Origin of the sequence: Bradyrhizobium sp. CB82, assembly GCF_029714405.1 — a bacterium.
GTDB lineage: Bacteria > Pseudomonadota > Alphaproteobacteria > Rhizobiales > Xanthobacteraceae > Bradyrhizobium.
In genome coordinates, this window is the sequence record NZ_CP121651.1 from 444,585 (window position 1) to 459,292 (window position 14,708).

The 14,708-nt window shown below is 59.3% G+C and carries 8 protein-coding genes and 6 pseudogenes; 7 read left to right on the forward strand and 7 right to left on the reverse strand.

All coding sequences use genetic code 11. From position 1 onward, the window contains the following. Positions 1-6: 6 nt before the first annotated feature. The 4 genes from QA640_RS46010 (at position 7) to QA640_RS46025 (ending at position 4,196) form a co-directional block, all read left to right on the forward strand. Positions 7-429, forward strand: coding sequence for a hypothetical protein (locus QA640_RS46010; RefSeq protein WP_283043856.1), 423 nt, complete (start codon positions 7-9; stop codon positions 427-429). Between the two features lie 223 nt (positions 430-652). Further along, positions 653-1,624 (forward strand): ABC transporter substrate-binding protein, encoded by a 972-nt coding sequence (locus QA640_RS46015; RefSeq protein WP_283043857.1) that lies wholly within the window; start codon positions 653-655, stop codon positions 1,622-1,624. Between the two features lie 272 nt (positions 1,625-1,896). Further along, on the forward strand, positions 1,897-2,862 hold the full coding sequence (locus tag QA640_RS46020; protein ID WP_283043858.1) for an ABC transporter substrate-binding protein: 966 nt from the start codon (positions 1,897-1,899) through the stop codon (positions 2,860-2,862). Between the two features lie 293 nt (positions 2,863-3,155). Continuing rightward, positions 3,156-4,196, forward strand: a complete 1,041-nt coding sequence (locus QA640_RS46025; protein WP_283043854.1) for an IS110 family transposase — start codon at positions 3,156-3,158, stop codon at positions 4,194-4,196. 852 nt (positions 4,197-5,048) lie between these two features. Here the strand turns inward: QA640_RS46025 and QA640_RS46030 are convergent. From QA640_RS46030 to QA640_RS46045, 4 genes and pseudogenes are all read right to left on the reverse strand, one after another. Then, a pseudogene (locus QA640_RS46030) lies at positions 5,049-5,387 on the reverse strand (transposase); the annotation flags it as partial. A 527-nt stretch (positions 5,388-5,914) separates the two neighbouring features. After that, positions 5,915-6,388: pseudogene (locus tag QA640_RS46035) on the reverse strand (DDE-type integrase/transposase/recombinase); the annotation flags it as partial. Between the two features lie 58 nt (positions 6,389-6,446). Further along, positions 6,447-7,976, reverse strand: a complete 1,530-nt coding sequence (gene ltrA, locus QA640_RS46040; protein WP_283043157.1) for a group II intron reverse transcriptase/maturase — start codon at positions 7,974-7,976, stop codon at positions 6,447-6,449. A 661-nt stretch (positions 7,977-8,637) separates the two neighbouring features. Further along, positions 8,638-8,835: pseudogene (locus tag QA640_RS46045) on the reverse strand (IS3 family transposase); the annotation flags it as partial. Positions 8,836-9,045: 210 nt separating this feature from the next. Here QA640_RS46045 and QA640_RS46050 point away from each other — a divergent pair. Next, positions 9,046-10,428, forward strand: coding sequence for an IS110 family transposase (locus QA640_RS46050; protein ID WP_283043158.1), 1,383 nt, complete (start codon positions 9,046-9,048; stop codon positions 10,426-10,428). 2 nt (positions 10,429-10,430) lie between these two features. On the opposite strand, the pseudogene QA640_RS46055 reads toward QA640_RS46050, so the two are convergent. Further along, positions 10,431-10,691, reverse strand: a pseudogene (locus QA640_RS46055) (transposase); the annotation flags it as partial. A gap of 157 nt (positions 10,692-10,848) precedes the next feature. On the opposite strand from QA640_RS46055, the gene QA640_RS46060 reads away from it, so the two are divergent. Together QA640_RS46060 and QA640_RS46065 are read left to right on the forward strand one after the other, a co-directional pair. Then, on the forward strand, positions 10,849-11,766 hold the full coding sequence (locus tag QA640_RS46060; protein WP_283043159.1) for an alpha/beta fold hydrolase: 918 nt from the start codon (positions 10,849-10,851) through the stop codon (positions 11,764-11,766). Between the two features lie 198 nt (positions 11,767-11,964). Next, positions 11,965-12,261, forward strand: coding sequence for a hypothetical protein (locus QA640_RS46065; RefSeq protein WP_283043160.1), 297 nt, complete (start codon positions 11,965-11,967; stop codon positions 12,259-12,261). Positions 12,262-13,517: 1,256 nt separating this feature from the next. Here the strand turns inward: QA640_RS46065 and QA640_RS46070 are convergent. After that, positions 13,518-13,988: pseudogene (locus tag QA640_RS46070) on the reverse strand (ATP-binding protein); the annotation flags it as partial. After that, positions 13,985-14,538, reverse strand: a pseudogene (locus QA640_RS46075) (IS21 family transposase); the annotation flags it as partial. The pseudogenes QA640_RS46070 and QA640_RS46075, both read right to left, overlap by 4 nt. Positions 14,539-14,708 lie beyond the last annotated feature (170 nt).

Below are 14,708 nucleotides of genomic sequence, written 5' to 3' on the forward strand. Positions count from 1 at the left end.
GGCGAAATGCAGTATGTTTGCGACGCGCCGAAGGGCAAGACCTGGTTCCGTATCGAGACGGAAGGTGAAGCGATGCATGAGTCGCGCCTGATGGGCCACACAGTTGAGAAATATTTCCGCCGCGAGCGGGAGAAGGCAGTCCAGTCCTGGCGTCCCGAGCGGCCCAACGCGATCGAGCGCGACATCGGCCTCGAGGCCCATGTACAGCGAGAGATGCCGCTTTTCCTCACGCTGCGCGACAGGGAGGGCAATGCACTGACTACAGCGATGCTACCACCCGGTGGCAAGGATCGCGGCGGGTTCCGGATCATCATCGTTGCCGCATCCAATGCCGATCCTTATCCTCAGCAGGACGCGGCCATCGCTGCACTGGGAGCGCATTTCGGTCTCACACTCGATCGCAACCGCTGCTTCCCCTACGGCCACTAAGGAGCCTGACAAGTATCGCCGCTTGATTGGAGCGATGTCGGCTCATGGCCCCCACCGCGTCGGTTGGCGCAGTGCAGCCACATGTTCGAAGTTGATGGCAGACCGGAAGTAGCTGGCCGACGGTAAAAGCGACGCGAATATCTGAGACATCGGGCCTCATCAACCATCTGACTGCAAGGTGCTAGGTTCGGGCCACTGCCCAAGGCGTTTTTCCGGGGGCACCATGCAGCGGCGAGCGTTCATCATTCTGTTCGGCGGTACTGTTGCGTTTCCGCTCGGGGCGCACGCGCAGCAACCGGCGAAGATTTCGCGGATTGGCTATTTTGCCCCGGCTAAGATTCCGCATCTCATAGAGGCGTTCAAAGATAGGCTCCGCGATCTGGGTTATATCGAAGGGAAGAACTTGCAATTCGAGTTCCGCTTCGCGGAAGGTCAATCCGGCAAGCTCGATGAGCTGGCGGCCGATCTAGTGCGAACAAAACCAGATGTGATTGTGACCTTTTCCACGCCGCCGACCTTGGCGGTGAAGCGGGCGACAAACACAATTCCAGTTGTTATGGCAGGCACCGGCGATCCAGTGCGGGCGGGCATCGTCGCAAGCCTCTCCCGACCCGGGGGAAATGTGACCGGCGTGACTGTTTATGGCCCCGAACTCAGTGGAAAACGGCTGGCGGTGCTGAAGGAGACTGTGCGAGGCGTGGCGCGCGTCGGCGTCATCGGGAACGGAGGCAATCCGTTTAATCAGCTTTTATGGGAGGACACTGGATCGGCGGGTCGCGAACTCGGCATCGATTTGCGTCTGGCCATGGTGCGCCACGTCGACGATCTTCCTGCGGCTTTCTCGACCCTGAAGCGCGAAGGCGCTGAAGCTCTGATCGTCCTCGCGGATGCTCAATTGAATAGCGCGCGTTATCGCATTATCGCGCTCGCGGCTGAGCATCGATTGCCGGCAATGTACGAAGGTCGAGAATTCGCTCAGGCCGGTGGGATGATCTCTTACGGACCGAACCTTGGCGACTTGTCCCGGCGAGCGGCGGAGCTCACGAACAACATTTTGAAGGGCGCGAAGCCAGCCGATCTTCCGGTCGAACTGCCGACCAAGTTCGAGCTGGTCATCAACCTCAAGACGGCACAGGCGCTCGGCCTCAGTCTGCCGCCGACGCTGCTCGCGCAAGCCGACGAGGTGATCGAATAGATCCGTCGAATTGTTGCAGCGCATGAGTCCGTCCTTGGCCCCAGAGCGACGTTTGCGCCGCCGCACGATGTCGATCGTCAGCGGGGCATAGCGGAACGGGCAGCCTTCTATTGTAGAGTGCAACGCTCGTGACCCCTTGCGGACCTTCCCGACCGGGAGGACAATGCCACTAGTAAAGGATGTTGGAGCTGCTGCCTGCTGTCGGTGCTTGGCTGCCAGCGGCTTGGTCCGGTCCGCTTTTGAATCCCTCGCTCTTGCCGTGCGGGGACGCAATGAAACGCCGCGATTTCATTTGGCTTCTTGGGACTTCCGCGATATGGGCGACCGAAGCTGAAGCGCAACAGCCGCTTCGGACGATTGCGCTCATTGGAAACACGCCGGCGGCGTTTGGTCCCTGGCAAGCCGCTCTGGTTGAGCGACTTGGCCAACTTGGCTGGATTGCGGGCCGCACGCTGCAAGTCGAGTATCGGTGGTCCGAGGGGCGCCGAGAGCGTGTCGTCGAAATTGCCGCAGAGCTAGTCAGCAAGAAGGTTGACCTGATTTCAACCTACGGAGGCGCTGCGGTCGTAGTGAGACAGGCAACCGCTTCAATTCCTATTGTTTTCGTGCCAGCGGTTGACCCAGTAGCAGCTGGGCTCATTGTTGACTTCGCGCACCCAGGCGGCAACGTGACTGGAATATCGGTTCAACAAGCCGAAATCGGAAGCAAGCGGGTTGAACTTCTTCGTCAAATCATTCCAGGTCTCAGAAAGTTAGCAATCCTGTTTGATGCAAACTATCCCCCAAGCGTGCGCGAAGCCGATAATGTTGAGGCTGCGACTCGCCAATTTGGAATCGCGCTCCTCAGGCGGGGCGTTCATGTAGCTGCCGATCTAGAGCCTGCCTTTGATGCCTTCAAAAATGAGGCTGATGCCGTTTATCTCGCGGATGCTGGCCTAATAGATGGCAATCGCCTCCGCGTCGCTTCGCTCGTGCTGGATACCAAGTTACCGACGACAGCCTCAATAAGCGAAACAGCCCGAGCCGGAGCGCTCATGGCCTATGGACCAAACTACCCGGATTTGTTCAGGCGCGCCGCCGAGGTCGTTGACAAAATTTTGCGGGGCGCAAGTCCCGGAGACATTCCTGTCGAGCAACCGACTAAATTTTATCTCGTCATCAACCTCAAGAGCGCAAAGGCGCTCGGCCTCACCGTTCCAAATGAGCTGCTCCTGCTCGCCGACGAGGTGGTCGAATAGGGATTATCTTTTGCGGCATGAGTCCGAAACTGGCCCAGCCTGTGTGAAAAGTCAGGCGCCGCGAGTTTCGCTAGAATATCTTGCTAACCGAAGGGTTATGTCGGCTCATCTGAAGAACAACAACATGCAAGGCGACTCATCAAAAGGAATTTGATTCTCTCGATGCCCGCGAATCTTCGACTTTTCACACATGGGGTAATTCCGGGCCGGAGCCATACTGAAGCTCTGAGAATCAGCTCTCCAAGAATCGATGAGGCTCACCTCTTGGGCCTTGCAATGATAGGAGAGCTGCAATGGAGCGCTATGTCGGACTTGACGTTTCTTTGAAGCTAACAGCGATCTGCATCGTTGATCGGACGGGAAAGATTGAGCACGAAGGCGTTGTTCGTTCCGACCCCGAAGCGATCGCAGCATTCATCAAGTCAAACGCGCCGCATGTCGCGCGGATTGGACTCGAAACAGGGGCAACGTCGACATGGCTGTGGACCGAGTTGAATAAGCTGGGGCTGCCCGTCATCTGCATCGACGCCAGGCACGCCAAGGCGGTGTTGAAAATGCAGATCAACAAGAGTGACCGCAACGATGCCGTAGGCATCGCCCGCATCATGCAATGTGGATGGTATAAGGAGGTGTGCGTCAAAGGCCTCGACAGTCATGCGGTTAAGGCGCTGCTGGTCAGCCGGGCTCTGCTCGTCAAGATCAAGCGGGATCTCGAGAACCAAATCCGCGGGCTCTTAAAGAACCTCGGGCTGGTTATTGGTCCGGCAAAGATGAAGGTATTCGCATTGCGTGCTGCGGAGCTCACCAAAGAGCGGCCGGAACTCGCCCTTGCGGTAACGCCGCTACTCAGCGCCCGAGCAGCCATCGAGCAGCAGATTGCTGATCTCGACCGTAAGGTCATGAAGCTCGCACGCAGCAATGCCCAAGTGCGACAGTTCATGACGACACCTGGCATCGGCCCTGTTACGGCTCTTTGCTTTCTTGCAACGATCGACGACCCTACGCGCTTCAAAAGGTCAAGAAGCGTCGGAGCCTATGTCGGACTAACGACCCGACGCTACGCATCCGGCGAGATCGACTGGACGGGTCGAATCTCGAAGTGCGGCGACAAAATGTTGCGCGGCTATCTCTATGAGGCAGCCAATGTGCTGCTCACACGCGTAGCAAAATGGTCAGCGCTCAAAGCCTGGGGCATTCGGCTTGCAAAGCGAACTGGGCTACGCAAGGCCAAAGTTGCGGTCGCGCGAAAGCTCGCGGTCATTCTGCATCGGATGTGGATCGATGGTACCGAATTTAGATGGTCGTCAAAGGAGACCGCCGTGCAAACAGCATAGCAGATAGCGAATTCCCGCCGAGCACCGGCGGGATCCAAGGTCCCTGCCGGGACGTTGGCGTTGGTGCGATCGCCCCAGGCTTTGCGATGCTCAAAAGGCAAGCGCGCTTCACACATTGATCCGCCAGCGTCATCCTACGCCATCATGCGGAGGGCATGCCCCTACCGCGGAGAGAACCATGAACCCGGCAAGGATGTGTTTGGAGAGTCTTGACCGCAGGCCCGGAATTAGAGAACCGCAGGCCCGGAATTAGAGAACAGCCAGGGTCAAAAGCGGCGTTCGGAAGGTCCGCGAGCTGCTTCTGGTCTACCCCAACGAGCCGACATTTCTGGGCCCCGCCCGGACTTCGCATTCGGGCACAAGGCACGAAGTCGCTGCGCTCCAGCCCGCTGCGCGGGAGCAGGAGCTGAGAGGCCGGTAGCCGGCTGAGAGGACAGCGATAGCGGGGTGAAGGTCAACACGATCAATCAGCGTAGTGTTGGCGTGCAACACATGATCGCGCGCGGGTCAGCATTTTCATGCGGCTAGCCACATCATCGGCCGCACCGACAACGCAATGATAGAAAATTGCCTTGACGAAAGCGCCAACCAGTTTGCTTGAATGTGCAGTCTATATTTTGGCTTCGCAAGAAATTGATACACGCCATGTCGCGGGACATCGATCGACCGATTAATCGCGCAGTGGTTGTCGGATGTGCTATTTCTGCCACGCGCAACCATTTGAAATTACAATGTCGCGAACATTAAAAGTACTCTTGCGCAACACTCATGCCGAAACGCGGAAGTTGTGGAGGCACTCTGCCGGGGTTGCCGCCTCTCCTCATAGCGCCCGCTGCTTAGAGCGTGATGTTTTTATACGGAAGCATAGCCTGAGTTTTTGAGATAGTTGGCGCACTCTTGGGCAGAGAAGAGATCGAGGAGTTCGCCGACCTTTCGCCAGGTTGCTTCGACGTCACGAGGCGCGGCAGCCCGGATCAGGTGTTTGAGTTTGGCGAAGACCTGCTCGATCGGATTGAGGTCTGGACTGTAGGGCGGCAGGAAGAGCAGATGCGCCCCCTTGGCGCGAATGGCATCGCGGGCCAACTTGCCCTTGTGACTACCGAGGTTGTCGAGGATGACGACCTCACCCCTTGTCAGGGTGGGCGCCAGCACCTTCTCAATATAGAGAGTGAACAGCTCGCCGTTGATGGGGCTGAACGCTTCGACAACTATGAGGAAATGCTGGACACGTCTTCTATCTCGTCAGTGGTCAAGCGGCTGGGGTAAAATGCGTTTAGTATCAACGAGCGGTTTTAGGTTAGGCAATAGATCTCGATACGAACGAACGGCTGAACTCCGGGCGTGTAATCTTGATCCGCACGACAGCAAAAGGCAGGCGAGCAAAGCTTACGGGTCGCAACCGCGAAGGGCTCGCGTACTGGCCAGCGCAGGGCGTCGTGACTTCGCCGTCACCAAACCACAGCCGGCTTCAAGCCCTGAGCCGGCCTAGCCGTTTCGCATTCGCCGCTACACGGACGGCGATCAATGTCCCGGCGAGCTCAAACTTCACCCGATTGGCGCGCCTTTGATTTCGTAGTGGCGCGTCGGTTCACCAAGGAGTGACCCAAGCATCCTTTTAAATGGATCTGTCCACAGCGCTGACGTTTGAGAGGGATTTTGAGGTGGTCCCGGTCGTCTGAACAGCAATTCCGCGTCGATAAGTGGAGCTTCTGCCAAAGTTAGGCTGCCGCGCGGAACGGCAGCGGGTTGAAGTAAGCTTGATCCGGGGTGCGGCCGTCAAGGCTCGAGTGAGGACGCCGGCCATTGTAAAAGTCGAGGTATCGGCCGATCGAGGCGCGGGCGTCGGATACGGTGTCGTAGGCGCGCAGATAGACCTCCTCATATTTGACGCTGCGCCATAGCCGCTCGACGAACACGTTGTCGCGCCAGGCGCCCCGGCCGTCCATGCTGATGGCGATGCCGTGACTGGCGAGCACGCCGGTGAACGCGGCGCCCGTGAACTGCGAGCCCTGGTCGGTGTTGAAGATTTTCGGCTTGCCGTGGCGAGCGAGAGCATCCTCCAGCGTCTCGACGCAGAATGCGGCTTCCATCGTGATTGAGACGCGCCACGACAGCACCCGGCGGGTCGCCCAGTCGAGGACAACAGTCAGGTACACGAAGCCGCGCGCCATCGGGAGTGGAGTAAGAAGCGCGAGCGCGCTTCTCCTCCCCGAACCGTACGTGCACCTTTCAGCGCATACGGCTCTCTGTTCAAGCTTGGCCCATGGCCATAGCAACATCATGATAGTGCGAGGTGACAGTGCTGCGGGCTTCCTTTCGGAGGATGTATGGATTTTCCTCCGGATTGCGCCGCCGGAACTGCGCCTTCGGGCTTGAGACAAGCCGGTAAAGTGCTTTTCCGTCGGTCCCGCCGCGTTCATTCCGACCAAACACGAGCCAGGTTTTCGCCTTGCCCGGTTCCGGGGTTCGGTACCATTTCCGCATCAAAGGTTTGATGCGAGATCGGTATTTGTGCCCCAGCCAATGCGCCATTTTCCAGAACACGACATGGTCGATGCGCCGGAATACGTACGCGGTGAAGTCGGTGAACTTGTAGAACGCTGCCCATCCCGCCAGTTGGCGGTTCAGGCCGGCGATCATGTCGACCGTGCTGACACTATGATTGCCGGAGAGGGTTTCAGTGAGCCTGCGAACAAACCCCTTCGCCTTTTCCTTGGGTATCGTTGTGACGACGGACATGCGCCCGTGCGACCCTCGTTTGCGAATGATCCTGTGCCCCAGAAAGACGAAGCCGTCATTGACGTGGGTGATATGGGTTTTCTCCATATTCAGCATCAATTTCAGCTTGCCTTCCAGAAAGGCGCGGCATTCCTCGCGGATTTCCTCTGCTTGAGCTTTGGTCCCTTTTACGATCACGACAAAGTCGTCAGCGTATCGGCAGTAAGCAACCGCCGGCTTCCATTGCCGGTTCTCTCGAACCGTAATAGGGCGGCCCAGCTTGATGCCGAAGTTCCATGCCCAGCGGTCCTTGCGGGCCTTGTCGCTCAGGTATTTCGCCTCCAGCCACGCATCGAACTCATGGAGCATGATGTTGGACAAGAGCGGTGACAGCACGCCACCTTGCGGAACACCCTCGCTGGAGGCTTTAAACAGGTCACGGTCAATGTGACCTGCCTTCAGGAACCGCCAGAGAAGATCAACAAATCGCCCATCCTGCACTCGTCGCCGCACACATCTGATAAGCAGCCGGTGATGGACCGTGTCGAAGTAGCTTGCCAGATCACCTTCGATGATCCAGCGGCCCCTCGTCGTATCGGCTCCATCCTGAAGCTGTATCTTCACGGTGCGGACGGCATGGTGCACGCTCCGTTCAGGCCGGAAGCCATAGGATAGGCGATGGAAGTCGCTTTCCCAGATTGGCTCCATGGCCATGAGCATGGCTCGTTGGACGATGCGATCCGTCAGAGTCGGAATACCCAGTGGGCGTAGCTTGCCGTTGGTTTTCGGGATATAGATTCGCTTCACCGGCTGGGGGCGATAACTCTCGTCCAGCAGGCTTTTCCGCAGGTCATCCAGATGCTGATCCAGTCTGACCTGCAGTCGTTGCTTATCTATTCCGTCGATGCCCGGTGTTCGTGCGCCACTTGACGCCAGAACAATCCGAGCGGCCTCGGCAAGCCATTCCCGGTTGGCAATCAGCCGAAGGAGGCGATCGAACCTTCGGTTCGGGTCGCTCTCGGCCCATGTCGCGAGCTTGTGCTGCATTTCACTGATTATCAAAGGTCTTCACCTCGTTCGGTCAGATAGTTTGCAATCCAAGCAGTTTGAACTGCTCCCCTTCGCCATGTGGCAGGCTTTCCCTGCCGCGGACTACTACGGGAACTCCGCCAGCATGGTGGACATCAGGGTCAACTCCCTTGCGACGCAAAGCATCGTTGGCATTCCATCATGCCTTCCCTCGTTCATATACTGGACGTCATCGTATTGGTGAGGCTGCCGGTCGCAGTCTTTTCCCTTGCTTTCCGCAAGTCGATGCCGATGCCATGGTCTGGCTGCGTTCTCCCCATGACTACTCGCGAGCGTCCTTACATCTGGGCTCGCGTTCGGATGCCGGCCGTCATATCTGTCCGGCGACATCATCAGCATTCCACCTGTTAAGCCGTGTAGACGGAGGCGACATTTCAGCCCTTAGATGCGGGTAAACCGGTTCGTGTTCCTCAACCTTCCAATACTTCAGCCTCGGGGACCATCTCGGCTTAACGGCTTCGCCTCAATCCCCTTTACCTGCGGGCTACGTCACCCTGCCAGTTGACGACAGGTCACCGCCGCTTGGGCTCATGTCCCCTCACAGCAGGGGACAAGTCATTTTGTTTTCTCCCAATCCTCCTTTCTCTTTTGCATTCCAGTCATACGCTACCCCAACTGTGGGGCGAGGCGCACTGTAGGTGATGTCCATCGCCCAGACCTGGTTCGGGCGTGTGATCTCCATCCCGCGCAGCAGATACGGATAGATCTTGTGTCCAGGCTCGGGCTTGGTGGTACGCGGCCGGCGGTAGAGCGCCTCTATCCCCATCCGCCGCATCAGCGTTTTAATATGCCGGCGGCCGATCTTGCACCCCTCGGCAGCCAACAGGTCTCGCGCCCCCTGTGGGATAGAAACGGGTAACCGCTAGACTGCGGCCGGAAGGGAGCGGCCGATACGATTTTGGTGGCACGTGACCCCGTCAAAAAACCTGGTCCATGGGCTGTTGCGCACTTGAGAGTGGTGACGCCATCTCGGCGATCCCGTTTAGGAATTTGAATGAATTGCGCAGCCCAGCCCTTCCGCCGGAGTCAGGAGGAGCTACAGATGAATCCCAAAAGATCGAAGTCGAAGGACGGCGGTAAGATGCCGATGGTGCACCCGAACGCGGCTGCCATCGACGTTGGCGCCACCATGCATATGGCGGCCGTTAGGGCAGATCGCGCACCGGAGCCAGTCCACAGTTTCGGTACCTTCACGGCCGATCTGCATCGGCTGGTCGACTGGTTTACGGAATGCGGCGTCGAGACCGTCGTCATGGAATCGACCAGCGTCTACTGGATTCCGATTTTCGAGCTTCTCGATGCCCGGGGATTTACCGTGTTTCTTGTCAACGCGCGCGATGCCAAGCACGTGCCGGGGCGTAAGACCGATGTCAGCGATGCGCAATGGCTGCAGCGGCTCCATTCATTCGGGTTGCTGCGGGCCAGCTTTCAGCCCAAAGGGCAGATTGCCGAACTGCGAGCCTACGTGCGTCAGCGCGAGCGTCTGCTGGAGTACGCGGCCTCACACATCCAGCATATGCAGAAGGCCTTGACGGAGATGAATCTTCAGCTCCACCACGTCGTCGCCGACATCACCGACGCGACCGGCCTGCGTATCATACGCGCGATCCTTGCCGGCGAGCGCGATCCCGAGGCGCTGGCGTGCTTGCGCCACTACAGTTGCCACGCCAGTGCCGAGACGATTGCGAAGGCGCTCACCGGCAGCTACCGAGCCGAGCATCTGTTTGCGCTCGAGCAGGCACTTGCGCTTTACGACACCTACCACGAGAAGGCATCTGCCTGCGACGCCCGGATCGAAGCCGTGTTGAAGGAACTGAGCAACCATCGCGGACGTGGCCATGGACCAGCACCGCCGGCCTCACTGCGTCGGAATCGAACCGATCAGGCGAACGCTCTAGCTTTCGACGTCCGCGAGGCGCTGTTCGCGTTGCTGGGAAAAGACATCACCACGATCGACGGCCTCGGTTCTTACCTCTCGCTGAAGCTGATCGCTGAATGCGGTGACGACCTCTCCTCGTGGCCAAGTGCAAAGCATTTTACCTCCTGGCTAGGACTGGCGCCGAGCAACAAGGTCTCCGGCGGCAAAAGGCTCTCGTCCCGAACGCGCCGATCCGGCGGCCGGGCGGCGGCGCTTCTGCGCCTTGCTGCCGTCACCGTCGGACGCACCGATACTGCGCTCGGCGCCTTTTACAGGAGACTTTCATCGCGCATCGGTAAGGCCAAGGCAGTGACCGCCACGGCCCGCAAGATCGCAGTTCTGTTCTACAATGCTGTGCGATACGGAATGGACTATGTCGATCCCGGGGCCTCGTCCTACGAGACGCGCTACCGGACGCGAGTGGTCAACAATTTGCATCGGCGTGCCAAGGCATTCGGCTTCGTTCTCCAGCCCTTGGAGCCGAACGTCGGCGATGCCGTTTCTTAGGAATCGTTCTCCAGCGTGAGCTCCCCGATCTTGGCGTGCAGCGTTTTCACGTCCACCGCGGGCTCGCTCGTTCTGTTGCCACCGCCAGGACCAAATACCTCGGCCGCCGCTTCCTGAAGCTGTGACTTCCACTGCGTGATCTGGTTCGGGTGCACGTCGAAATGCTCAGCCAGCTGGGCCAGCGTCATCTCACCCTTGATCGCGGCTAACGCCACCTTCGCCTTGAATGCCGGTGCGTGGTGCCGACGGGTTCGTCTGCTCATCGTCTCTCCTGATTCGCGGGACAATCTTGCCCGCCGTCAGGCAGAAACTCCACTTATCGCCCCGTCCAGAATTCCGGAGCCAGCTCTGACATGCACTGGGCGCTATCGGATTTGATCCTGCCGAACTGACGCATCGGAGACTTGCCAGTAGAGCTCATTGGCGGCTTCGCGATTACGGAAGCTCCGGCTCAGAGACTCGCTGCTCATTATCGCCGCTCCAATCAAGCGGCCCTACATCTGGGATCTCGGGCCAAACGTCAGCGCCATCCGCTACTGCCTGAGCAACGGCGTGCGCGTATACCTCCTCGAATGGATTGCACCGACATTACCAGGCGGACATATCGGGCTTGATGAATGCGTGAGCGCCATATCCGAATGTGTGGCGACGATCACCACCGAGCCGAAAGCGGCAAAGCCCTTCCTGATCGGCCACTCGCTTGGCGGGACGTTAGCGGCGGCCTTTAGCGCATACGAACCGCGAGCTATCCGCGGTCTATTGCTTCTCGGCGCGCCCCTTTGCTTTCCACCAGGGACGAACAGATTTCGCGATGCGCTCGTCTCGATGATTCCGCCTGATCTGAGTGAAACCGACATCATTCCGGGGTCGCTGCTGTCGCATGCAAGCGCCTTCGTCTCCCCTGATACTTTCGTATGGTCCCGGTTGATAGATGCAGCAATGAGCATTGCTGACTTACGGGCGTTGGATGTCCATGCGCGGGTTGAGCGCTGGGCACTTGACGAAGCCCCGCTCCCAGGGAAGCTGATCCATCAGATTGCCGAATGGCTTTATCGAGAAAACCGGTTCTGCCGAGGCACCCTTACCGTGCTCGGTCGCACGATTGGCCCGTCCTGTCTTGACCTTCCGACGCTCGCGGTCGTCAACACGGCAGACGAGGTTGCGCCGCTGGCCTCGTTTGAATCGCTCCTTGAGGCGTTGCCTACCAAGGATGTCTCGCTCATCAAATACTCCGGCGAGATTGGGGTTGCATTGCAGCACCTCGGAATCCTTGTAGGACGGGAGGCCTACCAGCGTATCTGGCCGAGCATCATCGCTTGGCTGGCGGCGCATCGCTGACGAACCGGAGTATCGGCTCACGCGCTACGAACTCAGTGACCGACCATGGGACAGGCTAAGCAGATTCGCGTCGCGCCGATCACGAAGAAGGATGCCGACGCGCTGATCAAGCGGCTGCATTACGGTCAACAATGCTTTCCTTGCGCTTGGCGTCTTTCTCGGCCGCGCCTTGAAGGCGCGATGACGTTCGGTCCGTCGATGGACAAGAGCAACATTCAGGTGCTGGTGCGCGAGACGCCGTGGAACGGCTTGCTCGAATTGAACCGGCTGGCGTTCTCCGAGGCGCTGCCGCGCAATAGCGAAAGCCGCGCGCTCTCGATCGCACTGCGGATGATCAAAAAGCATTATCCGCATATCGTGGGTGATCTCGTTCGCCGATGGATTCCAGTGCGGCGACGGCACGATCTATCGCGCAGCGGGCTTCGTGCTCACCGGCATCAAGGTGAACAAGAGTTTTGCTGCGGATGCCCGACGGCACCGTTCCGCACAAGATGACGCAAGTGACCGGCAAGAACGCGGCTGGCTCGAGGTCCGCGAAAGCGGCACCTACGGTGCGTCTGCCGAAAAACACCGAAGCCTAGGACCCGTTGGTATCAGGCATCGCAACCCGATATTTCCCCAGCGGTCCTTTGGGCTAAACGTGGAGATTCCGCGCTTCGGCAACTCTGGCGGAAGAGAAGGAAGCGGACCTCCCAAAACAGCAGACGCAGGACTATGGCCCACGTTGCCCAACCTGCGCGGCCTGCCCCCGCTTGACGCATTCCTTTCTCGATACCCGCAATGGCAACACTGTCCGGCTGTACCAATGTCGGTGCGGCGAGCGCAGGAGCGTAACAGGCGCTCGCGCGAGCTTTGAATTCGGGCAGGTCGGTTGGGAGCTTAACCGCGAGGCTGCGCAGGCCCACCTCGCCAGACGTGCTCAAAGGCAGATTACCTGTACAAACAGGTACCCGCAACGCGACGGTTCAAGCACCGCAGGAAGGTGCTGCGCGATGCTTTGTGGCTGCGCGGATGCTCTCACTTACCCTTACCTTTGCCTTTATCGTTATCATGCTTCTGGCCGCCCTTGCGCTCACCCTTGTGGGCGCCCTTGTGGCCGCCAGCAACAGGCCCGGTTCCATAACGACCCTGAAAGACCGTTTGCTTCACTGGAATGCCACGGCCGCCACAGCGCCCGCGGTTCCTTAGGCGACCGTTATTTGGTATCCCGAAATTTTTTCAAAGTCCGGTATCAGTGCGTCAATTGCCGGATGCAAACCCACCGCGCTTAGAAATCTAATCTCAGCCGCTCTGGCGATGGCCCCGGCGGTGATACCAAGCAAGGCAAGTCCGAATGCGATTGTCGCAGACACACTTCGGATGTTGCGCCGATTCATGTCCAGCTTACCCCTGGGATTGTCGGCTCATTGGGATAGACCGGAAGCGAACGGCCGACCGCCCGAACGGCGCTTTTGACCCTAACGCGAGTGCGCCAGTTCGCTGGCAAAGAATAGGAGGTGAAAGTCCCCCATGGGGTAAGGAATAGCCAACCGCCCCGACCCCGAGTGATGCACGGCGTCCCGTGAGGGGCGACGTGAAGCGTTCACAGGGGAGACCACGGGCCAAGTATCGAGCTGCGAAACGGGTCTGATTCCGAGGTGCCGATCTCGTTCGCTTGAAGAGAAGGCAACATCGTCCCATGACGTACTGGCTTGCATGGGAAGAACCTCGCACAGTCGGAGGCCTTGTGCACGTGGAGAAGTTCTGGCGGCCTCGAGGTTGAGCTGCGCCACCTGGAGCTTTTGCACGAGATCGGTGGTTCTGGTGAAGAGAACGCGCCATCCGTTCTCGATCAGAGCGAGGCCGAGAGCACTTGCGAGATGGCTCTTTCCGCCACCGGGCGGGCCAAACAGCAGCAAATTGGCGCCCTTGCCCAGCCAGCCGTCGCCGGCGGCGAGCGCGGTGACCTGCGCCTTGGAGACCATCGGCACGGCCTCGAAGTCGAAGTTGTCGAAGGTCTTTCCGGCTGGCAGCCGTGCGTCGACGAGGTGGCGCTCGATGCGACGGCGGCCGCGTTCAGCGATCTCGTGCTCGGCAATAGTGGCGAGGAAGCGGGCCGCCGGCCAGCCTTCCTTGTCGGACTGCTCAGCAAATTGCGGCCACAGCACCTTGATGGCGGGCAGCCGCAGCTCGTTGAGCAACAGGTTGAGGCGCGCGGTGTCGACGGTGTTGGCCGTGTTCATGCGGCACCTCCGATCTCGGCGGTGCCGATAAGGCACTCTAGGCGGCCAGTGGCGCGAGATGCACCACGACCTGCGGCACACGGGCAGGATCGGGCGCGAAGTGCGTGCGCAGCTGTCCGAGATCGGGCAGTTGGCCGGCGTCCAGGTCAGCGGCGAGCTGGCCGGCGAGTTCGGCCTCGCAGCCGCGCTCGTGCGCCAGCGCAAGCAGATCGACCATGAGCCGGGAGGCTTTCTTGTCCGGCAGCCGTTCGCGCAAACGATCGAAGGTCTTCCGATAGGCATCGCGCGGGAACAGCCGATCACGGTAGATGAGATTGAGCAGCGCCATTGGCTTGCGCCGCAAGGAATGGATCACGTGCCGATAATCGACGACCTGGTCGTGCTTGCCGTTGGGATGCGGCCGCCCACGCGGCAGGGTGACGAGATGGGTGCTGCCGACGAACACGTCGAGACGATCATCGTAAAGGCGCACCCGCAGCTGGTGGCCGGTCAGGCGTGACGGCACGGTGTAGAACACCTTGCGCAAGGTGAAGCCGCCGCTTGACGTCAACCGACGGGCGAATCGAACAATTCCAAACGCAGATGGCTTGTCCACCCGGTGACCAACCTCGAGTGGTGGTCCGCCATCAAGTCTCCCCCGATTATCTTTTTGAAAGTGAAAGGCACGCCAGTGTGGGTCGGCGAGCCCTTGTTTGTTACTGGACCAGTCGCATTCAGACG

Excerpts from the sequence above, each read along its gene's own strand:
- QA640_RS46010 (WP_283043856.1), top strand. The coding sequence starts at position 7 with ATGCAGTATGTTTGCGACGCGCCGAAGGGCAAGACCTGGTTCCGTATC.
- QA640_RS46015 (WP_283043857.1), top strand. The coding sequence starts at position 653 with ATGCAGCGGCGAGCGTTCATCATTCTGTTCGGCGGTACTGTTGCGTTT.
- QA640_RS46020 (WP_283043858.1), top strand. The coding sequence starts at position 1,897 with ATGAAACGCCGCGATTTCATTTGGCTTCTTGGGACTTCCGCGATATGG.
- QA640_RS46025 (WP_283043854.1), top strand. The coding sequence starts at position 3,156 with ATGGAGCGCTATGTCGGACTTGACGTTTCTTTGAAGCTAACAGCGATC.
- QA640_RS46050 (WP_283043158.1), top strand. The coding sequence starts at position 9,046 with ATGAATCCCAAAAGATCGAAGTCGAAGGACGGCGGTAAGATGCCGATG.
- QA640_RS46065 (WP_283043160.1), top strand. The coding sequence starts at position 11,965 with ATGGACAAGAGCAACATTCAGGTGCTGGTGCGCGAGACGCCGTGGAAC.